Origin of the sequence: Amycolatopsis sp. cg9 (assembly GCF_041346945.1) — a bacterium.
In the GTDB taxonomy this organism is placed as follows: Bacteria; Actinomycetota; Actinomycetes; order Mycobacteriales; family Pseudonocardiaceae; genus Amycolatopsis.
The window spans coordinates 3,983,562-4,002,065 of record NZ_CP166850.1; the positions used below are offsets into that span (position 1 = coordinate 3,983,562).

Consider the following 18,504-nt stretch of genomic DNA (forward strand, 5'->3'; position numbering starts at 1 on the left):
CAACTACTTGGCGGCCGGATTCGTTCCCTCGCCGTACCGCGCCTGGATGGCCTCGAGGTTCCGCTCGGAAAGGCGCAGGGCGGCGGCGCGCAGGCTCGAGCCGTCCACGGTGGCGAGCTCGAACACGGCGGTGACCAGTTCGCGCATCCGGGCCCGGACCTTCCCGAACGCCTCGCCGGCGTCCGCGCCGACGTCGCCGAAGAGCGTCCACCACCACCAGGAGTTGGTCGCCGAGTTGGCCACGAAGTCCGGCACCACCGGGATGCCGCGGGCGCCGAGGAGCTCTTCGGCGTCCGCGGTGACCGGCAGGTTCGCGGCCTCGACGACGAGCTTCGCGCCGATCTTGGCCTGGTTGTCGCTGTCGACGTAGTAGGAGATCGCCGCCGGCACGAGGACTTCGGCCGGCACGTCCAGCCACGCTTCCGGCGGCAGGAGCTCGTCGCCGGGCCTGAGGTGGTCGCGGTCGATCCCGCCGAAGCGGTCGCGGTGCCGCAGCAGGTTCTCGACGTCGAGCCCGGCGGGGTTGGCGACGACCCCGTGGACGTCCGAGACCCCGACGACCGGCAGCCCGGCCTCGGCGAGGAACCGCGCGGTGGCCCCGCCCATCGACCCGAACCCCTGCACGACGGCACGGCTCGGCCCCGCGTACCCGAGCAGTTCGAGCCCGGTCAGCGTGGCCTGCGCGACGCCGAGGCCGCCGACCAGCTCGTCGAGCCCCAGCCCACCGACCTCGATCCGGAAGGCGTCGGCGAGCCGGGCGGTCGCCGCTTCGCGGTCTTCGAGCAGCGGGTAGACGGCCTGGACGGGGCTGAGCAGCCCGATCTCGGCGAGCACGCCGTCGATGACGTCCTGGCGCAGCCCGAGGTCTTCACCCATGGTCCAGTACCGCTCGATCAGCGGGCGCATGGCGTGCAGGTAGCGGGCGACGACGTCGCGGGCGCGCTCGTCGTACGGGTCGAAGTCGATGCCGCCCTTGGCGCCGCCGAGCGGGACGTACCGGCCGGCGGGGTCGTAGTTGAGGCCCTCTTTGAGCGTCATGCCCCGGGCGAGGCCGCGGACTTCGAAGAGGCTGCACCCGCGGCGCATCCGGAGCCCGCCGCTGGCGACGCCTCGCACGAGCCGGTCGATCACCAGGTAGCCGCGGCACCCGGTGACGGGATCGGTCCACGCCACTTCGAGGAGCGCGGTCACCCGAGCTCCTGCCGCACGGCCTGCTCGACCCACCGCACACAGTCGGCGGCGGTGACGGACCCCGTCTTCGCGACGACTTGGACGGCCAGCCCGTCGAGCAGCGAGGTCAGCCGCCAAGCGGCCCCTCGCGGGTCTTCGCACCGGAAGACCCCGGTTTTCACGCCCTCGGTGATCAGCGCGACGACGGCGTCCCGCCACCGCTGATCCAGCCGCTGCAGAACGGCCCGCAGTTCGGCGTCCCGCATGGCGGCGGCTTGCGCTTCGATCCAGAGCTGCCAGTTGTGCCCGGAATGGGCGGGCCCGTAGAGCGTGAGAACGGCTCGGAGCCGGGCATCGGCGGGACCACCGCGGGCCAGCTCGTCGCGAAGGGTGGCGAGAGCGGTTTCGGTTGCCTGGCGGAAGGCTTCGATGATGAGGGCTTCGAGGGTGCCGAAGTGGTAGAAGATCAGCGCGGTGCTGACATCGAGAACTTTGGCGACATCGGCGGCCCGGACACCGGCGATCCCCCGATCGCGGATTTGCCCAAGGGCGGCCCCGACAATCTCCTCCCGCCGGACGGCGACCGCCTTGCGCATCATGCGGGTCACGGTACCGAGGGGGTGGGGGTGTGGGGAGACGACGAAGGGCGGGTTTGCGTTCTGGGGGTGGGGATTTGGTTCGTTGGCGGGCTTCGCGTGAGCCCGCTGGCGGGCTGCCGGCCGGCGGTGGCTGGTGGGTCGCGGGCCCACTTGGGGTGGGCCGCCGACGGGTTGGGCTGCCGGAGCGGTTGAACCGGTGGGTCGGGCTGTGGGGTGCCGGAGCGGTTGGGCTGGTGGGTCGGGCTGTGGGGTGCCGGTGCCGTCGGGCATGGGCTGTCGGGACGGTAGCCGTGGCAGCGGGCTTCGGTGCCGGGGCGGCGGGGCTGCGGGTGCGGGCTGCCGGGATGACTGCGGCTGGAGCGGGGGGGGCGGGCCCGTTTGCTCCGGTGGCTCGTCGGCCTGCACGGCCCCGCTGGCCCGCTGCCCGGTAGAGGGGACGACGGTCCGGTCGGTCCCGCTCCGGCGGACCCGCGTGCCCGCTCGCCCCGCCGGCCAGCTCCGCGTGTCGGCTCGCTCCGCCGGCCCGGACAGCTGAGGTGGTCTGTCCGCCCCTGCGGCCCCGGGTGCCCAGGCCTGCCCCGGACCGCCCGGCGGCTCCGCGTGCCCGCTCGCTCCGCCGGCCTGGACGGCCTCGCTGGCTCGCCTGCCCCTGCGGCCCGCGGCCTGTCCGCCCCCGAGGCCACGGGTGGCCCGGCCTGCCCCGGTCTGCTGCGCCGGACCGCCCGGTGCGCCGGCCTGCCTGCTCCGCCAGTCCGGGCGGCTGCGCCGGCCCGCCTGCTCCGCGGCACCGGGCGGCCCAGCCTGCCCCCGCCGAAGCGGCGGCCCCGCTTGGTGTGCTGGCATGCCTGCCCCGCGGCCTCGGGTGGCCCGGCTGCTCCGGCCGGCTGAGCCGAACCGTCCCGCCGAAGCGGCGGCCCCGCTCGGTGTGCCGGCCTGCCTGCCCCGCGGTCCTGGGCGGCCCGGCCTGCTCCGGTTGGCTGCGCCGGACTGTCCCGCTGGAGTGGCGGGGTGGCGGGTGGTTGCGCTGGACCGGCCCGGTGGGGTGGCGGGGTGGCGGGTGGTTGCGCTGGACCGGCCCGGTGGGGTGGCGGGGTGGCGGTTGCGCCGGACCGGCCCGCTGGAGTGGCGGGGAGACGGGCGGCTGCCCCGGGCCGCCCCGCTGGAGCGGCGGGGCGGTGGGGCGACGGGCTGTCAAGCCTTCCACTCCGGGTTGCGGCCCAGGTAGCGCAGCAGGGCTGAGGCTGCGTCGTCGTTGGCCGGGCCCTCCAGGGCCGGGGCGTAGGCGAAGCCGCGGAGGGGTTCGGCCAGTTGCTTGGCTACCGGGAGGAGGGACTCCGCCAGTTCCTGGGTCAGTGGGGACTGCTGGCCCGAGGCCTTCGCGATGTCCCAGGCGTGGATCGCCGCGTCGAGGGCTGCTGCTCCGACCGCTACCGGGGCGGGGAGGGCGCCCTGGGGGAGGGGGGTGGGGACCGCTGGTGCGTCCGGGGTGACCGTCGCGAAGGCGGCTGCTGCGGCCGACAGGGTGGGCTCGAGGAAGTCCGCGGGCTTGGTGGTGAGGGTGCCCGACGGGGAGAACGGGTCGAAGTCCGGGCCGCCGGTGCCGGTGATGAAGGCTGCGTAGCCGAGCTGGTCGCCTGCTGCGTGCTGGAGGACCTGGGTGATGGTCCACTCCGAGCACGGGGTCGGGGCCGACCAGTCCGTGACGCCCTCGATCACCGTGCGGAGGGCTTCGTGGGACTGGGCCAGGATCGGCCACGGCGTTGCCGGGCGCAGGCCGGCGAAGAACTGGCGGATGTCCGCCACCAGGACCTCCGGGGTTTCGTGCGCCGCGTAGTGGCCGGCTGCGTCGCGGGGGCCGCCGGAGGTTGCCGTTGCGTCGTAGGTGTTCCAGCTCACGATGTTCGCGTGGTCGCGGTCGGCGAAGCGGCGGATCGACTGGAAGTCGCCCGCGAACATCGCCAGGGCCGTCGGGACCGTCGTGGGGCCCTCCGGCTCGGCCTTGCGGTGCGCGTCCTCGTAATAGAAGCGGATCGACGAGCCCGCCGTGCCGGTCAGCCAGTACAGCGCCACGTTCGCCACGACGAAGTCCGCGTCCAGGTGCTCGCCGAACAGCTGGGCGTTCCACGCCAGCAGGCCGAGCGGGGAGTCCGCCAGCGCGAACGCCAGCGTGTGCGGCTGCTGGCTGTGCAGCGTGTTGAACGAGAACATGTTCTCGTAGAACCACTGGAGGTGCGCCAGCGCGGCCTGGTCGGCCTCGCTCAGGTCCGCCATCTCGGCCGGGTCGCCGGACGGGAACGAGAACAGCTGCGTCACGTGCACCCCGACGACCTTCTCCGGCGCCAGTCTGCCGATCTCCGGCGAGATCATCGACCCCGCGTCGTTGCCCGCCGCGCCGTACGACTCGTAGCCGAGGCGGCTCATCAGCTCGGTCCACGCCGCCGCCGTGCGGTGGGTGCCCCAGCCCGACGACTTCGCCGGGCCTGAGAAGCCGAAGCCCGGCAGGGACGGGATCACCAGGTGGAACGCCGGCTCGTCGGCCGACTCCGGCTCGGTCAGCGGGCCGATCACGTCCAGGTACTCCGCGATCGAACCCGGCCAGCCGTGCGTCAGCACCAGCGGCGTCGCGTCCGCCCGCGACGACCGGACGTGCAGGAAGTGGATGGTCTCGCCGTCGATCTCCGTCACGAACTGCGGGTGCGCGTTCAGCCGCGCTTCGAAGGCCCGCCAGTCGAACTCGCCCAGCCAGTGCTCGGCCAGCCCGCGGACGCGCTCGTTCGTGACGCCGTACTCGGCGGGCAGGTCGTCCGGCCACAGCGCCCCGCGCAGGCGGCTCTGCAGGTCGTCCAGCTTGGCCTGGGGGATCTCGGCGCGGAAGGGGCGGATGGCGGGGACGGTCATTGCTGGCTCCTCGGGAAGACTGGAACGGAATGCTTCGTTCCGAACCGTACCAGAGCGGAACGATCCGTTCCAGTGCTAATCTGCACCCATGCCCGAGACAGCCCTGCCCGGCCGCCGCGGCCAGGCCGCCCGCAACGACGTCGTCATCCTCGATGCCGCCCGCCAGGTCTTCCTCGTCGACCCGAAGGCGCCGATCTCGCACGTGGCCGAGCGCGCCGGCGTCGGCATCAGCGCGCTCTACCGGCGGTACCCGAGCAAGGAGGTGCTGCTCTGCCGGCTCTGCCACGACGGCCTCCGCACCTACATCAGCGAAGCCGAAGCCGCCGCCGACGAGCCCGACGGCTGGGCGGCGCTGACCGGCTTCCTCGGCCGGGTCGTGGACGCCGACGTGCACTCGCTGACCGTGCACCTCGCCGGCACCTTCACCCCCACGCCCGACATGGGCGCGGACGCCCAGCGCGCGAACCAGCTGACGCGGGACCTGGTCGAGCGGGCCCGGGAGAGCGGGCGCCTGCGCCACGACGCCGTCGCCGAAGACCTCGGCATGGTCCTCGAGTGCTGCGCGGCCATCCGCGTCGACGACCAGGAGCGCACCGCGCAGCTGCGGCGGCGCTACCTCGCGCTGCTCGTCGAGGGACTGGCGGCCGGCGGGCCGGATCTGCCGGGCCCGCCGCCGCGTCCGGGTGAGATGAACGGCCGCTGGCGTCCCTCCTGATGGCGGTGCCGCGCGGCGGCCGGACGGTGGTAAAGGCCGCCGGGCGGCGGTAACGAATTCCGGGATCGGGGCGACTGATCAGCGTCGGACGTCCCCGAAAAGACCACGCACGACCTGTCATAGCGGCATTCCCGGACCCGAACAGCGAGATCACGACTATGCAACGAAGCTGGCGACGGACCACGATCCTGTCCGCGGTGGCCGCACTGGCCACGACGTTTTTCGCAATCGTGCCCGCCGCGCAGGCGGACACCCCGACGAGCGCCGTCTCCGTGAGCGCCACCACGGTGCTGCCGGGGCAGACGTTCACCATCACGCAAACAATTCACAACGACCGCGATTTCACGGTGACCTTCGCGAAGGGCGCCATTTACGGAAATCCCACCGCGATCACCGACGTCGTCGACGTCGTCTCCTGCACCAACACGACGGCGGTCGGCTGCTTCCAGGCCGGCAGCAGCTACCGCGCCGCGTTCGGCGACCTCGAGGCGGGTGGCACGAAGACCACGGTGTGGACCCTGCGCGTCAAGGACACCGCGGCGCCCGGGCAGTTCACGCTGCAGCACCAGTTCGTCGGCGACAACTACTCCTTCGAGACCCTGGACGGCCCGGTCATCACCGTCGGCCAGCCGTCGACCCAGGCCGACGTCAAGGTCGCGCTCGCCGCGACCGGGCACGGCGGGCTGAACGCGCGCATCGACTACACGGTGACCGTGACGAACAACGGCCCGGCCACCGCGACCGGGATCCGCGTCGTGGCCACGTACCCCTCGGGCCTGTCCTTCGCCAGCGGCACCGGCTGCGCCCGGGTCGGCACCACCAGGAGCGTGAACTGCGACGTCGCATCGCTGGCCAGCGGGGCCTCGGCGACGGCGAAGTTCTCGGTCAACGGCGGCCTGCTCGCGCTCGGCACGTACACCACGACCGCCCAGCGGACGGCGAGTTCGCCGACGGATCCCAACCCCGCCAACGACAGCGCGGCCAAGTCGTGCTCGGCGCTCACCGGGCTCATCGTGACCTGCTGAGGGTTCGCGAGAGGTGAACCGGGCTCGTGTCCTCCGCCAGGGACGCGGGCCCGGTTCGCGTTTCAGCCCGTCGCCGTCGCGTAGAGCTTCGCGATGTCGTCGTCGAAGTAGGCGCTGTAGGAGACGTCCGGGGTGTCGCCGCCGAGTTGGTAACCGCCGATGACGCCGATGACCTCGCCGCCGGTCACCCACGGCCCGCCGCTGGTCCCGTCGGGGAAACCGGGGCAGGCGACCTGCATCTGGTAGGTGTCCGAGCGCGTGGTCGTGCCGTCGCAAACGACCGGGGAATCGGCCGTGTCGGGGTAGCCCGAAAGGGTGATTCTGTGGTCGAAACCGCGGTTCACGCCGAGTGCGTTCGCGCCGGTGAGGCTTTCCAGGGATGCCGGATTGCCGGGCTGGTGAACGGTCAAGAACGCGAAATCGAGATCCGGGTCGGCGGCTGAAGTCCAGCCGTCGGCGACGGTGATCCCGGTGACCGGCCACATTCCGAGCGGTGCGACGCCGTCGTGGTAACCGGGGGCGAACGCCATTCCGTCCTGGACGCAGTGCGCGGCCGTCAGCACCAGATCGCCGGTTCCGGAGTGGACGACGCTCGCCGAACAGAAATGGCTGCCGTTCGCGAACAACGCGCCGACCGGGGAAACGGTTTTCGCGGGCGCGGCTTTGCCCGCGGTGACCGGAACCGGGGCACCGGCGGCGTAGGCGTCGTCGGCGGCCGTGTCCGCGCCGACGGCCAGGCCGGTGCCCAGCACCAGCACCGCCGCCGCGGCCAGGGCGGCCGCCCGGAGAACCTTGATCGCCACCTCCTCAGATCACCACACCGCGGCCGGATCGGCAGCGCGCGAAGCCGGATGCACAGCGACTTCACAGCGGGTGCCCGGCAGCGGTTAGCGTCGGCGCCATGCCGGAATCGGTCACCTCGCGCGACGGGACGGTCGTCGGGTTCGAGACGCTCGGCGCCGGGCCGCCGATGGTCCTCGTCCACGGCACCGGCGCGGACCACACCCGCTGGACGGCGGTCCGCGACCGGCTCGCCGAGCGCTACCGCCTGCACCTCGTCGACCGCCGCGGCCGCGGGCTCAGCCGCGCCGAGGCCGCCGGGTACGACATCCGGCGCGAGGGCGAGGACATCGCCGCCGTGGCCGAAGCCGCCGGGGGAGACGTCTACCTGCTCGCCCACTCCTACGGCGCGTTGTGCGCGCTGGAAGCCGTCCGGCTGACGAACGCGGTCAGCCGGCTCGTGGCGTACGAGCCGCCGCGGCCCGAGCCGGGTGGTCCCGTCGTCGGACCGGACGCGCGTGCCCGCATGCGGGCCGCGGAGGACCCGGAAGAGATCCTCGAAATCTTCCTGCGGGAAGCACTCCGGCTCGCTCCGGAGGCCGTCGAGGCGATGCGAGCCACGCCGGTCTGGCCCGCCCGGGTGGCCGCCGCGCCCACGATCCCGCGGGAACTGGACGCCGTCGAGGCCGTCGTGTTCGACGAGCGGCTCGCCGGAATCGCGATCCCGGTCCGGCTGTTCGCCGGCACGGAGAGCCCGGGTTACCTCCGGCTGGCCGCCCAGGCGGTCGCGGACCGGATTCCCGGCGCCGACGTCGTGCCGCTGCACGGCCAGGCGCACCAGGCGATGGACTTCGACCCGGAGCAGTTCACCGAGGCGGTGTTCGCCTTCAGCCGGCCGTGAGACCGCGGCGGTGCGCCCACGCCGCCACCTCGGTCCGGTTGGCCAGGCCCAGCTTGGCCAGGACGCTGCGGACGTGGCTTTCCACCGTGCGCTCGGAAAGCACGAGCCGGTGCGCGATCTGCCGGTTGCTCAGCGCGCCGGCGACGAGCGCCGCGATCTCCCGTTCGCGGCCGGTCAGCGGGTCGGCCGCGGTCCGCGCCCGGTCGAGCAGTTCCGTGGCGCGCCGCAGCCAGCCCGGCATCCCGAGCCGCCGGGCCTCCTCGGCCGCTTGCCGGGCCAGGGTTTCCGCGCGCGGGAGGTCGCCGAGGACGACGAGCTCGGCCGCCAGCCGGACGCGGTTGTGCACGACGTAGGGCCGGGCGCCGAGCCGCGCGTCCCACGCGATCGCCGCCTCGAACAGCGGCACGGCTTCGTCGGGCCGGCCCAGCAACGCGGCCAGGCGGGCGGACCAGCTGCTGGAGCAGTCGCTGCAGAACGTGCCCGCGCCGGCGGAGCCGACCGGCGGCGCGTCGGCGAGCTGCTTGGCGAGCCACTCCGCGGTCTCGACGTCTTCGAACGCTTCGAGCAGCGGCAGCAGGTTCGGGCCGATCCCCGGTGACTGGCCGATGAAGTCGGGGTCGCGCAGGCGCGGGCGCAGGGCGTCGTACCCGGCCCGCGCTTCGTCGCGACGGCCGTCGAGCAGGGCGCACAGCGGACGGGAGACGATCGTGATCGGCAGCGGCGGCGCGATCGCCAGCAGCTCCTCGTACCCGGCGAGCAGCTCGGCCGGGTCGCCGAGGACCTCGGCCAGCTGCTGCGCGAACGCGAACGACATCCCGGCCGCGGACCGGTCTTCGGCCAGCTCCGCCGCCGCGAGTTCGCTCGCGAGCCGGTTCTGCGCGCGGGCCTCGTCGAACGCGCCGCGGTAGGCCGCGACCGACGCGCGCAGCCGCAGCTCGTGCCAGCGGACGAGCGGCAGCCGGGTCGTCGCGGCCAGCGCGGAGATCGCGGTGAGCTCGGCGTCGACGACGGGAACCGTGCCGACCTCGAACGCCGCGTCGAGCCGCCACTTGTGGCCCCACAGCGCCACGAGCGGCCGTCCCGTGCCGCCCAGCGCCACCGCGAGCGCGCCCAGCCGCAGCCGTTCGGCCAGCGGCAGCTCCGTCGGGCGGATCTTCAGCCGGGCGCGGACGGCGTCGAGCCGTGCCTCCTGGTCGCCGGAGAGCTCCGCGAGGGCCATCGCCTCGTCGGCGGTCGCGACGGCTTCGGTCGCCCGCCCGTAGTCGGCCGCCACGGCCGCGGACTGCGCGAGCAGCTTGGCCCGCACCGCGCGGTCCGCGTCGGGGCCGAGCCCCGCCAGCGCGGACGCGGTGAGCTCCGCCATCCCGGGCAGCAGGTCGGGCGCCGACGTGTCCCGGACGACGAGCGCCGCGGCGGCGGCCAGCGCCGGATCGGACGTCAGCTCGGCGGCTTCGCGCGCGTGGCCGAAGCCGCGCGCGAAGCGGCCCGCCCGGTACTCCGCGGTCGCGAGGTCGACGAGCAGGGCGGCCAACCCGTCGTGGTGGCCCGCGCGACGACGGCAATCGAGTGCGAGCGACAGGAAGCGCGCGGCTTCGGTGAAGGCGAGCGCGCGGGTGGCGTCCCGCGCCGCCGCTTCGGCCCAGCCCGCCGCCCGGGCCAGCGCGTCCGGCGTCGCCGCCGACCGCAGCCAGTGCCCGGCCACGACCCCCGGCTCGGCGCGGTGTTCCAGCGCGGCCGCCGTCCGGGCGTGCAGGTCCTCGCGGACGCCCTGGTCGAGGTCGGCGTAGATCCCGTCGCGCACCACGGCGTGGGCGAACCGCCGGGACCCGGCCTCGGCGGGCAGCAGCACCCCGGCGCGCACCGCGCGGTCGAGCGCCGGGACGACGTCGCCGGCCGGCTGCCCGGCGACCTCGGCGACGACGTGCGCGTCGACCTCCTCGCCGAGCACCGAAGCGATCGCCAGCAGCTCGCGCGCGCCGTCGTCGAGCCCGGCGACGGTGGTGCGGACGAGGTGCCGCAGCTCCGCCTCGCCGCCGCCGCCGGTCGCGGAGGAGCGGGCGACCGCCTTGAGGTAGAGCGGGTTCCCGCCCGAGCGCCGCAGCGCGTCGCGGGCGTCGACGGCGGCCCGGCCGACCTCGGCGAGGTAGGCCCGGACGTCGGGTTCGGTCAGCGGGGCCAGGCGCAGGCTCTCCGTCCCGGGCCGGCCGAGCAGGTCGGGCAGGGCTTCGAAGAGCGGGCCGGCGGACCCGTTGTCCCGGTAGGTGGCGACGACGGCGAGCCGGGACCGGCGGATTTCCCCGGCCAGGTGCCGCAGCAGCCGCAGGGACGCTTCGTCGGCCCAGTGGACGTCTTCGAGGACGACGACGAGCCCGGCCGGCCCGGCCGCGGCGACCAGCGCGTCGGCGGCCACCGCGACGAACCGGAAGCGGGCCGCGACCAGGTCGGCGCCGTCGTGGTCGTCCAGGTCGGCCAGCGCGCGGGAGACCTGGGCACCCGCCTCCGGCAGCGCTTGGAGGACCCGGCGCCACGGCCACAGCGGCGGCGCGCCCGGGTCGTCGACGCACCGGCCCCACACGGCTTCGCGGTCCGTGACCGCCTCGACCAGCCGGGACTTGCCGATCCCCGCCGGGCCGCCGACGAGCACCAGCGCACCGGTGCCCCCGGCCGCCGCGGCGAGCCACGCGCGCAGTTCGGCCGCGGCACCGGCCCGCCCGACGAACGGCTCGCTGCGCGTCACCCGAGCAGTATCCCCTGCGTGCCCGGTTTCAGTGCCCTTCTCCGTACTGGCACTGATGTCGCCGTCGCCGCCCCGGGCGAGAGTCGACGGCACAGCGGAAGGAGCACCCCATGCACGCCACCATCCACCAGTTCCGGGGGCCACTCGGGACCCACGGCTTCGGCGCGGACGCCCTCGGCGCCTGCACGCTCACCCAGCTCGGCGGCCTGGCCGGCGCCGTCGTCACGTTCTGGCCCGACGCCGCCACCGCGGGCGAAGCCGCCGCCCGCAGGCCGGCCGGGACGACCTGGCTCGAGTCCGGCGCGTACCGGGTCGTCGAAGCGCACTCGGCGTCCGGCGCGGCCGCCTACGCCCAGGTCACCTGGTTCGACGGGCCCCGGGGCGCCGAGCAGTCGGCCGCCGAGCTGCGCGCGGGCCGCGAGCGGATCTGGCCCGCCGTCCGCGACCTGGAGGGCGTCGGGACGACCTACGCGCTGCTCGGCGACGACCGTTCCCTGGTCGTCGTGGCCCTCTCCGCGTCGATGGCGACGATCGAGGCCACCCAGGACGCGATCATGGCCACCGAGCTGCTGCCCGGCGAGGACCCCGCGCTGCTGCCCGGCCCGGACCGCGTCGACGTCCACCGCGTTTCGCACGCGGCCCTGCCGGCCCCGGCGGGTGCGCGATGAGCCCGCGCACCGCCCCCGCGCTCCGCGCCGGGACGTGGACCGTCCGCACCGGCCGGACGACGGCGTCGTTCGAGGTCCGCAACTTCGGGTTCAACCGCGTCCGCGGCACGATCCCGGTCCGCGCGGGCACCGTCGAGGTGACCGGCGGCGGGGTGACCGCCGTCCGCGCGGAGCTCGACCTCGCCGCGCTCGGCACGGAGAACCCCCGGCGTGACGCCGACCTGCGGAAGCCGAACCTGCTCGACAGCGGCGCCCACCCGGACCTGACGTTCACGGCCACCGGTGTCCGGCGCCGTGACGAGGGCTGGGAGGTCACCGGTGGACTCCGGCTGCGCGGGACGTCGTGCCCGCTGACGCTGGCCGTCGAGCCGGTCACCGCGACCCGGGTGCGGGCGACGGGGACGCTGGACCGGGCCCCACTGGGCATGCGGGTGCCGCGCGCGGTGATCGGCCGGTACGTCCGGATCGACGTCGAAGCGGAGCTCGAGCCGCCTAGCTGAGGTCCTTGGGGAGCAGGGTGGTCGCCGGGTCGGGGGCGGCGACCGCCTTGCGCCTGCGGTCGCGGAACAGCCAGCCGCCGATGATGCCGCCGGCGAACCCGAACAGGTGGCCCTGCCAGCTGATCCCCTCGTCGGTCGGCAGCAGGGACGTGAACTGGTAGGCGAAGCAGAGCGCCATCACGATCCCGAGCACGATGTCGATCGGGTGCCGGTCGAACAGGCCGCGCACGAGTACGTAGCCGAAGTAGCCGAAGACCAGGCCGCTGGCGCCGACCGTGACCGTGTTCGACGGGGCCGTGAACCAGACGCCGGCACCGCTGGCGACGATGATCAGCGCGCTCACGCCGAGCCACTTCTTCACCCCGCGGTAGGCGGCGAGGAAGCCGAACACGAACAGCGGGCCCGAGTTGAGTTCGAGGTGACCCCAGTTGGCGTGCACGAACGTCGAGCTGAAGATGTCCGGCAGCGACGCCGGATCGCGGGCCTCGATGCCGAGGTCCCGGCTGATCGCGTAGTCGCCGAGGGCGCTCACGATCTGCACCACCCACAGCACGGCCAGCAGGCCCACCATGGCCCAGAGGGCCTTCTTGGCCTCGGCGATCATCGCTTCGGCCTCGCTGCGGCCCGGGCCTTCACCGGTCGTGCTCATGTCTCTCCCCCTGCTCGGTTGCGCGCGCAGGATAACCGGCCCGCGGCCCCGGGAGCGGCGTTTCGGACCCAGCTGTGACCTGGCAGGGTGAGGAGCATGACGTCACACCGGCCGGAGGTGGTCTTCCGGGGCCGTCGCATGCCCGGCGACCGCGCGTTGGTCATGGCAATCGTGAACCGCACCCCCGATTCGTTCTACGACAAGGGCGCGACCTTCGCCGAGGACGCCGCCCGCGAAGCCGTGGACCGCGCGGTCGCGGCCGGGGCCGACATCGTGGACATCGGGGGCGTCAAGGCGGGCGAGGGCCCCGAGATCGACGTCGACGAGGAGAGCCGGCGCGTGGTGCCGTTCGTCGCCGAGGTGCGGGACCGCCACCCCGGGCTGGTGATCAGCGTCGACACGTGGCGGCACGAGGTCGGCCGCCAGGCCTGCGAGGCCGGCGCCGACCTGCTCAACGACACCTGGGCCGGCGCCGACCCGAAGCTGGTCGAGGTCGCCGCCGAGTTCGGCGCGGGCTACGTCTGCTCCCACGTCGGGGGCATGCCGGTGCGGACCGACCCGTACCCCGCGCCGACCCCGGAACGCCCGTTCTGGCCGCGCTACGACGACGTCGTCGCGGACGTGGTCGCCGAGCTGACGACGGCGGCCGAGCGGACGGTCGCCGCCGGGGTCCCGCGCGGCGGCGTGCTCGTCGACCCGACGTTCGACTTCGGCAAGAGCACCCGCCACGGCCTCGAGCTGCTCCGCCACTTCGACCGCCTGGTGGCGACCGGCTGGCCGGTGCTGGTCGCGCTGTCGAACAAGGACCTGATCGGCGAGACCCTCGACGTCGAAGCCCGCGACCGCCTGGCGGGCACCCTCGCGGCGACGGCGATCGCGGCGCACGCGGGCGCCGCGATCTTCCGCGCCCACAACGTCCGCGAGACCCGGGAAGCCGTGGCGGCGGTCGCCGGACTGTCTACTGTGGACTGAGCCGCCAGAGGGACGTGACCTCCGCGGCCCTGGCCCGGTGCAGGGGATCCGCCGGATCGAGCGCGCGGGGGTGCCGGGCCGGTGTCCCGGTCCGGTCCACCACCCGCAGGCCCGCCGCTTCGATCCAACCGAGGAGCTGCTCGCGCGGGCGCAGGCCCAGGTGCTCGGCGAGGTCGGACAGCACCAGCCACGCCTCGCCGTCCGGGGTCAGGTGGCGGCGGGACCGGTCGAGGAAGCCGCGCAGCATCCGGTGGCCCGGGTCGTACACCGCGTGGTCGAGCGGTGTGCGCGGGCGGCCGGGGAGCCACGGCGGGTTCGCCACCACCAGCGGGGCGCGGCCGGGCGGGAACAGGTCCGTCCGCACGACTTCCGTGCGCGCGCCGAAGCCCAGCCGGGCCAGGTTCTCCCGCGCGCAGGCGACCGCCCGCGCCGAGGCGTCGGTGGCCACCACCCGCCCGACCCCGCGGTGGGCGAGGACGGCGGCCAGCACGCCGGTGCCGGTGCCGATGTCGAACGCCAGCTCCGCGCCGGGCAACGGCGCGGCGGCGACCAGCTCGACGTACTCCGGCCGCAGCGGCGCGAAAACGCCGTAGTGGGGGTGGATCCGCGCGCCGAGCGCGGGGACGGTGACGCCCTCGCGGCGCCATTCGGCGGCGCTCAGCACCCCGAGCAGTTCCCGCAGCGGCACGGCCGCCGGCCCGGCCGAGGAGGGGTAGACGCCGGTGCACGCCGCCCGGACGTCCGGTGCCCGGCGCAGGGGCACGACGTACCCGGGATCGAGGGGGACGTAGAGCAGCGAAAGGAGCCGGGCCCGGCGGGCGCGGTCCGCCCGGTACCGCGCGAAGTCGTCCGGCGGCGGGGGCGGGAGGCGCCGGCCGAGCGCGTCCAGGAGCCGCCGCGCCGCCGGGTAGTCGCCGCGCCAGAGCAGCGCGACGCCGGACGAAACCGTGCGGAAGGCGGCCGCGGCGGACAGGCGGTCGTCGGCGAGGACCGCCTGCCGCGAAGGTGGGGAAAACAACCGGCGATCGGGTTCGCCGGGCACGACGAGGTGAGCCATGGGAAGGAGGTCCGTTCGTTGCCGCGGGCACGTCGAAGAACCCGCGAGAGGGCGGGTGTGCGGGAGGTCCTGAGCGGGAACTAGCTCAGGACGGCGGCATGAACGGGGTTCGTCACCCTTCGACCCTAGCCTTCGTGGCGTACAAAGGGTGCAGAGGTGATGCCGGATGACGGTGGTGCGGCGGGAAAAGCGTCGCCGGTGGGCGGTCGTCGCGGCCGTGGCCGCGGTTCTCGTCTCCGTTCCTTCGGTGCTCAGCGCGCTCGCGCCCGCCGGGGCGGCGGCCGACCCCGCCAAGCTGCGCGACCTCGTCCTGGCCTCCGCCGGACGGCCGTACCAGGGTTACGCCGAAAGCGCGGGTTCGCTGGCCCTGCCCGAACTGCCGAACCTCGGCGCCGTCACCGCGCTCTTCTCCATGCGGACGCCGATGCGCGCCTGGTACGCCGGGCCCGACCGCTACCGGGTCGACATCCTCGGCACCGCCGGCGAGCACGACCTCTACCGGCTGCCCGACGGCGAATACACGTGGGACTACGGCGACAACACGCTGACCGAGCTGATCGGCGAGCCCGCCGTCCGGCTCCCGCGGGCCGCGGACCTGCTGCCGCCCGAGCTCGCGCGGCGGATCCTGCGCGCGGGCCGGGGCGACCCGGTGAGCGCGCTGCCCGGCCGCAACGTCGCCGGCGTCGCCGCGTCCGGGTTCCGGCTCGTCCCCGCCGACCCGGACACGACCATCGGCCGGGTGGACCTCTGGGCGGACCCGGCGACCGGGGTGGCCGTGCGGGTCGAGGTGACCGCGCGCGGGCAGCAGGCCCCGATCCTGGTCACCGAGTTCCAGGAGCTGGCGCAGACCACACCGGTCGTCGAGGCCCCGCGGCCGGTGCTCGGGTCCGGCTTCACCGTGGCGAGCGCCCCGGACGTCTCGGACACCCTCGGCGCCTTCAACCAGGTCCCGCTGCCGTCGGCGCTCGCCGGGCGGCCGGTGACGTCGTCGGACTTCGGCGGTGTCCAGGGCGCCGCGCTCTACGGCCGCGGGCTGGCCTCCTTCGCGGTGATCGCCGTGCCGCGCGCGGTCGCCAACGCGGCGAGCGACGCCGCCGGGAAGGCGGGCGCGGTGCAGGTCAAGCTGGCCGCCGGGACGGTGGTGCAGCTGTCGATCACGCCGTTGTCGCTCGCGATCGTCCGCTCGGCCGTCTCCCGCCGCTCCTACCTGCTGGCCGGGACGGTGACGGCCGACGTCCTGAAGTCCGTCGCGGACGAGCTGTCCCGGCTGCGGCGGAGCGGCCGATGATCGTCACGCGCGCGCTCACCAAGGCCTACGGCCGCACCGTCGCCGTGAACGCGGTCGACCTCGACGTCCGCGAAGGCGACCGCTACGGCTTCCTCGGCCCGAACGGCTCGGGCAAGACCACCCTGGTCCGGATGCTGCTCGGCCTCGTCTACGCGTCCAGCGGGGAGATCGAGGTGCTCGGCAAGCCGGTGCCGAAGCGGGTCGCCGAGGTGCTGCCCGAGGTCGGCGCGCTCGTCGAAGGCCCGGCCGCCTACCCGCACCTGTCCGGACGGCGGAACCTGGCGCTGCTCGACGCGGCCGGGCGGGGCGGCGGGCGGCGCACGCGACGGCGCCGCATCGACGAAGCACTGGAGCAGGTCGGGCTCGGCGGGGTCGACCAGCGGCCGGTCAAGGCGTACTCGCTCGGCATGCGGCAGCGGCTCGGGCTGGCCGGCGCGCTGCTGCGCAAGCCCCGGCTGCTGATCCTGGACGAGCCGACGAACGGCCTCGACCCGCAGGGCATCAAGGAGATCCGGGAGCTGCTGACCGCGCTGAACGCGGGCGGCACCACGGTGTTCCTCTCCAGCCACCTGCTGGCCGAGGTGGAGCAGCTGTGCACCCGCGTCGGCGTCGTCGACCGGGGCCGGCTGGTGCTGGAAGAGGACCTGGCCGCGCTGCGGGCCGAGACCGGCCGGGTGCTGGTCGGGACGCCGGACCCCGCGGCGGCGGCCGCGGTCCTCGACGGGCAGCTCGAAGCCCGCGACGGCGACCGGCTGGTCATCCGGCACGCCGACCCGGCGGCGCTGAACGCGCTGCTCGTCGAAGCGGGGGTGCGCGTGACGTCGATCCACGCCGAGCAGCGGACCCTGGAACAGGTGGTCCTCGACGTGACGGGTCCGGGCTCGGACCGGTTCGGGGCGGCCGGGTGATCGGCGTCGAACTGCGGAAGCTCGCGCTGCGGCCACGGGTGTGGGTCAGCGTGCTGCTGCTGTGCCTGCTGCCCGCGGTCGTCGGCGTCTTCCTGGCCACGGCCGACTTCGCGCCGCCGCCCGGGCAGGGCGGGGCGTTCCTGTCGGCGGTGGTGAACGACGGCGCGCTGTACCCGGCCGCGGCGCTCGCCCTGGTGCTGCCGCTGTTCCTGCCGATCGCGGTCGCGGTGGTCGCGGGCGACTCGGTCGCGGGCGAGGCGTCCGGCGGCACGCTGCGGTACCTGCTGGTGCGCCCGGTCGGCCGGACCCGGTTGCTGAGCGCGAAGCTGGTCGCGATCGCGGTCTACGTGACCGCGGCGATCGTCATCGTCGTGCTGACGTCACTGGTGCTCGGGGTGATCCTGTTCGGCACCGGCGGCAACCCCGGTGTCGCCGGGCCGGGCGGGCAGCCGACCGGCGTGACGTCGTTGTCCGGGCAGTCGCTCAGCTCGTCCGGGCTCGGGTTGCGGCTGCTCGGCGCGGTGTCCTACATCGTCCTGTCGATGCTCGGGTTCGCCGCCATCACGATGTTCCTGTCCACGGTGAGCGACTCGGCGCTGGGCGCCGCGCTGTGCGGGCTGGCCGTGCTGATCACCAGTTCGGTGCTGGAGACCCTGGACGCGGCCGCGTCCGTGAAGCCGTACCTGCCGACGCACTACTGGCTGTCCTGGATCGACTTCTTCCGCGATCCGGTGCTGTGGCGCAACATCGACCACGGGCTGCTGCTGCAGGCGGGCTACATCGTCGTGTTCTTCGCGGCGGCGTGGGCGAACTTCGCGACGAAGGACGTCACGAGCTGAGGCAGTCCGTCGGCGCTTCGAGCGGCGTGGTGCCGAGGGCCTGCAGGACGATCTCGGTGACGGCGGGGTCGGTGGGCAGGTCGCCGTGCGTGGCGCCGTTGCCCGGGCACACCTGCTGGAGGGCGACGTTGACGGCGCCGTCGACCCGGGCGGACTCCGGCGGGGTCACGGTCTCGTCCTGCTCGGTCCAGAGCGAAAGCCACGGCAGCGTCGCCGGGATCGGTTCCTTCGCGAGCTCCTGCAGGAGGGCGCTGCCCGGCGCCAGCTGGACGCACGCGGCCGGGCAGCCGCCCGGGACCAGCGCGCCGCCCGCCGCGGCGAGGCCGGTGCCGTGCATCGGCGCGCCGAGCGTGACGACCCGGCGGGCCTGGTGGTCACCGCCTTCGCGGCTGACCCACAGCCGGGCCACGACCCCGCCGGCGGAGTACCCGACGACGTCGACCGAAGGCGCTCCCTGCGCGTACGCGCGTTCGACGGCTTCGGCCAGGACGGCGGCCTGTTCGACCAGGTCACCGGTGCCGTCGCCGGCCAGGGTGAGCACTTCGGTGCTGCGGCCGGTCGCCTGGCGGATCCGCGCGGCGAGCTCGTCCAGCGCGCCTTGGCCGCCGCCGTAGCCGGGGACGAGGAGCACCGGGCCGGGCCGGTTCTGGTCGGGGGTGCCGGCGTCCGGCGCGCTCTTCGTGCCGGAGGTGGCGATGGCGGTCGCGGCGACCGCGGCCACCACGACGACGGCGACGCTGTTCAGCATCAGACGTCGCCGTGGGCTGATGCCGCGCCACCAGGCCGTGATCCGCACAG

17 protein-coding genes are annotated in these 18,504 nt (G+C 74.6%); 9 read left to right on the plus strand and 8 right to left on the minus strand.

The genetic code is table 11. The features are described 5' to 3' along the window. Positions 1 to 3 precede the first annotated feature (3 nt). The 3 genes from AB5J73_RS19235 to AB5J73_RS19245 form a co-directional block, all read right to left on the minus strand. The gene (locus AB5J73_RS19235; RefSeq protein ID WP_370971048.1) at positions 4 to 1,191 is read right to left on the minus strand and encodes a Glu/Leu/Phe/Val dehydrogenase dimerization domain-containing protein; all 1,188 of its coding nucleotides are present in this window, start codon (positions 1,189 to 1,191) and stop codon (positions 4 to 6) included. Beyond that, a complete protein-coding gene (locus AB5J73_RS19240; RefSeq protein ID WP_370971049.1) occupies positions 1,188 to 1,769 on the minus strand; it encodes a TetR/AcrR family transcriptional regulator in 582 nt (193 codons plus the stop codon). The genes AB5J73_RS19235 and AB5J73_RS19240 overlap by 4 nt, the downstream gene beginning before the upstream one ends. 1,191 nt (positions 1,770 to 2,960) lie before the next feature. After that, entirely contained in the window at positions 2,961 to 4,667 is a 1,707-nt protein-coding gene (locus tag AB5J73_RS19245; protein ID WP_370971050.1) for a TIGR03086 family metal-binding protein, read from the minus strand. Positions 4,668 to 4,755: 88 nt separating this feature from the next. Here AB5J73_RS19245 and AB5J73_RS19250 point away from each other — a divergent pair, with 88 nt between their 5' ends. Both AB5J73_RS19250 and AB5J73_RS19255 read left to right on the plus strand, forming a co-directional pair. Continuing rightward, on the plus strand, positions 4,756 to 5,382 hold the full coding sequence (locus AB5J73_RS19250; RefSeq protein ID WP_370971051.1) for a TetR/AcrR family transcriptional regulator: 627 nt from the start codon (positions 4,756 to 4,758) through the stop codon (positions 5,380 to 5,382). A gap of 197 nt (positions 5,383 to 5,579) precedes the next feature. After that, positions 5,580 to 6,407: a DUF11 domain-containing protein gene (locus AB5J73_RS19255; protein WP_370971052.1), complete on the plus strand. Its 828-nt coding sequence runs from the start codon at positions 5,580 to 5,582 to the stop codon at positions 6,405 to 6,407. Between the two features lie 62 nt (positions 6,408 to 6,469). Here AB5J73_RS19255 and AB5J73_RS19260 read toward each other — a convergent pair whose 3' ends face one another. Next, entirely contained in the window at positions 6,470 to 7,210 is a 741-nt protein-coding gene (locus AB5J73_RS19260) for a serine protease (RefSeq protein ID WP_370971053.1), read from the minus strand. Between the two features lie 98 nt (positions 7,211 to 7,308). Between AB5J73_RS19260 and AB5J73_RS19265 the strand changes: the two genes are divergently transcribed. Beyond that, the gene (locus tag AB5J73_RS19265) at positions 7,309 to 8,088 is read left to right on the plus strand and encodes an alpha/beta fold hydrolase (RefSeq protein ID WP_370971054.1); all 780 of its coding nucleotides are present in this window, start codon (positions 7,309 to 7,311) and stop codon (positions 8,086 to 8,088) included. On the opposite strand, the gene AB5J73_RS19270 is transcribed toward AB5J73_RS19265, so the two are convergent. After that, positions 8,075 to 10,825, minus strand: a complete 2,751-nt coding sequence (locus AB5J73_RS19270; RefSeq protein WP_370971055.1) for an AAA family ATPase — start codon at positions 10,823 to 10,825, stop codon at positions 8,075 to 8,077. The genes AB5J73_RS19265 and AB5J73_RS19270 overlap by 14 nt on opposite strands. Before the next feature lie 110 nt (positions 10,826 to 10,935). Here AB5J73_RS19270 and AB5J73_RS19275 point away from each other — a divergent pair, with 110 nt between their 5' ends. Further along, entirely contained in the window at positions 10,936 to 11,493 is a 558-nt protein-coding gene (locus AB5J73_RS19275; RefSeq protein ID WP_370971056.1) for a hypothetical protein, read from the plus strand. Beyond that, positions 11,490 to 11,993, plus strand: coding sequence for a YceI family protein (locus AB5J73_RS19280; RefSeq protein WP_370971057.1), 504 nt, complete (start codon positions 11,490 to 11,492; stop codon positions 11,991 to 11,993). Before AB5J73_RS19275 ends, AB5J73_RS19280 begins: the two co-directional genes overlap by 4 nt. On the opposite strand, the gene AB5J73_RS19285 is transcribed toward AB5J73_RS19280, so the two are convergent. Continuing rightward, positions 11,986 to 12,642 (minus strand): rhomboid family intramembrane serine protease, encoded by a 657-nt coding sequence (locus tag AB5J73_RS19285; protein ID WP_370971058.1) that lies wholly within the window; start codon positions 12,640 to 12,642, stop codon positions 11,986 to 11,988. The genes AB5J73_RS19280 and AB5J73_RS19285 overlap by 8 nt on opposite strands. A 96-nt stretch (positions 12,643 to 12,738) precedes the next feature. On the opposite strand from AB5J73_RS19285, the gene folP reads away from it, so the two are divergent. After that, positions 12,739 to 13,614, plus strand: a complete 876-nt coding sequence (folP, locus tag AB5J73_RS19290) for a dihydropteroate synthase (RefSeq protein WP_370971059.1) — start codon at positions 12,739 to 12,741, stop codon at positions 13,612 to 13,614. Here the strand turns inward: folP and AB5J73_RS19295 are convergent. Further along, positions 13,601 to 14,671 carry a methyltransferase gene (locus tag AB5J73_RS19295; protein WP_370971060.1) on the minus strand — a complete coding sequence of 357 codons (1,071 nt, stop codon included), beginning with the start codon at positions 14,669 to 14,671 and terminating at the stop codon, positions 13,601 to 13,603. The two genes, folP and AB5J73_RS19295, sit on opposite strands and share 14 nt — an antisense overlap. A gap of 166 nt (positions 14,672 to 14,837) precedes the next feature. Between AB5J73_RS19295 and AB5J73_RS19300 the strand changes: the two genes are divergently transcribed. Genes AB5J73_RS19300 through AB5J73_RS19310 form a run of 3 tightly spaced genes read left to right on the plus strand, consistent with a single transcriptional unit; the run spans position 14,838 to position 17,706 of the window. Continuing rightward, positions 14,838 to 15,959, plus strand: a complete 1,122-nt coding sequence (locus AB5J73_RS19300) for a hypothetical protein (protein WP_370971061.1) — start codon at positions 14,838 to 14,840, stop codon at positions 15,957 to 15,959. Then, positions 15,956 to 16,867, plus strand: a complete 912-nt coding sequence (locus AB5J73_RS19305; RefSeq protein WP_370971062.1) for an ABC transporter ATP-binding protein — start codon at positions 15,956 to 15,958, stop codon at positions 16,865 to 16,867. Before AB5J73_RS19300 ends, AB5J73_RS19305 begins: the two co-directional genes overlap by 4 nt. After that, entirely contained in the window at positions 16,864 to 17,706 is an 843-nt protein-coding gene (locus tag AB5J73_RS19310; protein WP_370971063.1) for an ABC transporter permease, read from the plus strand. The genes AB5J73_RS19305 and AB5J73_RS19310 overlap by 4 nt, the downstream gene beginning before the upstream one ends. Here AB5J73_RS19310 and AB5J73_RS19315 read toward each other — a convergent pair. Then, positions 17,696 to 18,502, minus strand: a complete 807-nt coding sequence (locus tag AB5J73_RS19315; protein WP_370971064.1) for an esterase/lipase family protein — start codon at positions 18,500 to 18,502, stop codon at positions 17,696 to 17,698. The genes AB5J73_RS19310 and AB5J73_RS19315 overlap by 11 nt on opposite strands. Between the last annotated feature and the right edge of the window lie 2 nt (positions 18,503 to 18,504).

What these genes read in the sequence shown, in the direction of transcription:
- AB5J73_RS19240 (WP_370971049.1), bottom strand. Translation starts at nt 1,769, where the DNA reads ATGATGCGCAAGGCGGTCGCCGTCCGGCGGGAGGAGATTGTCGGGGCC.
- AB5J73_RS19245 (WP_370971050.1), bottom strand. Translation starts at nt 4,667, where the DNA reads ATGACCGTCCCCGCCATCCGCCCCTTCCGCGCCGAGATCCCCCAGGCC.
- AB5J73_RS19250 (WP_370971051.1), top strand. Translation starts at nt 4,756, where the DNA reads ATGCCCGAGACAGCCCTGCCCGGCCGCCGCGGCCAGGCCGCCCGCAAC.
- AB5J73_RS19265 (WP_370971054.1), top strand. Translation starts at nt 7,309, where the DNA reads ATGCCGGAATCGGTCACCTCGCGCGACGGGACGGTCGTCGGGTTCGAG.
- AB5J73_RS19275 (WP_370971056.1), top strand. Translation starts at nt 10,936, where the DNA reads ATGCACGCCACCATCCACCAGTTCCGGGGGCCACTCGGGACCCACGGC.
- AB5J73_RS19280 (WP_370971057.1), top strand. Translation starts at nt 11,490, where the DNA reads ATGAGCCCGCGCACCGCCCCCGCGCTCCGCGCCGGGACGTGGACCGTC.
- AB5J73_RS19285 (WP_370971058.1), bottom strand. Translation starts at nt 12,642, where the DNA reads ATGAGCACGACCGGTGAAGGCCCGGGCCGCAGCGAGGCCGAAGCGATG.
- folP (WP_370971059.1), top strand. Translation starts at nt 12,739, where the DNA reads ATGACGTCACACCGGCCGGAGGTGGTCTTCCGGGGCCGTCGCATGCCC.
- AB5J73_RS19295 (WP_370971060.1), bottom strand. Translation starts at nt 14,671, where the DNA reads ATGGCTCACCTCGTCGTGCCCGGCGAACCCGATCGCCGGTTGTTTTCC.
- AB5J73_RS19300 (WP_370971061.1), top strand. Translation starts at nt 14,838, where the DNA reads ATGACGGTGGTGCGGCGGGAAAAGCGTCGCCGGTGGGCGGTCGTCGCG.
- AB5J73_RS19305 (WP_370971062.1), top strand. Translation starts at nt 15,956, where the DNA reads ATGATCGTCACGCGCGCGCTCACCAAGGCCTACGGCCGCACCGTCGCC.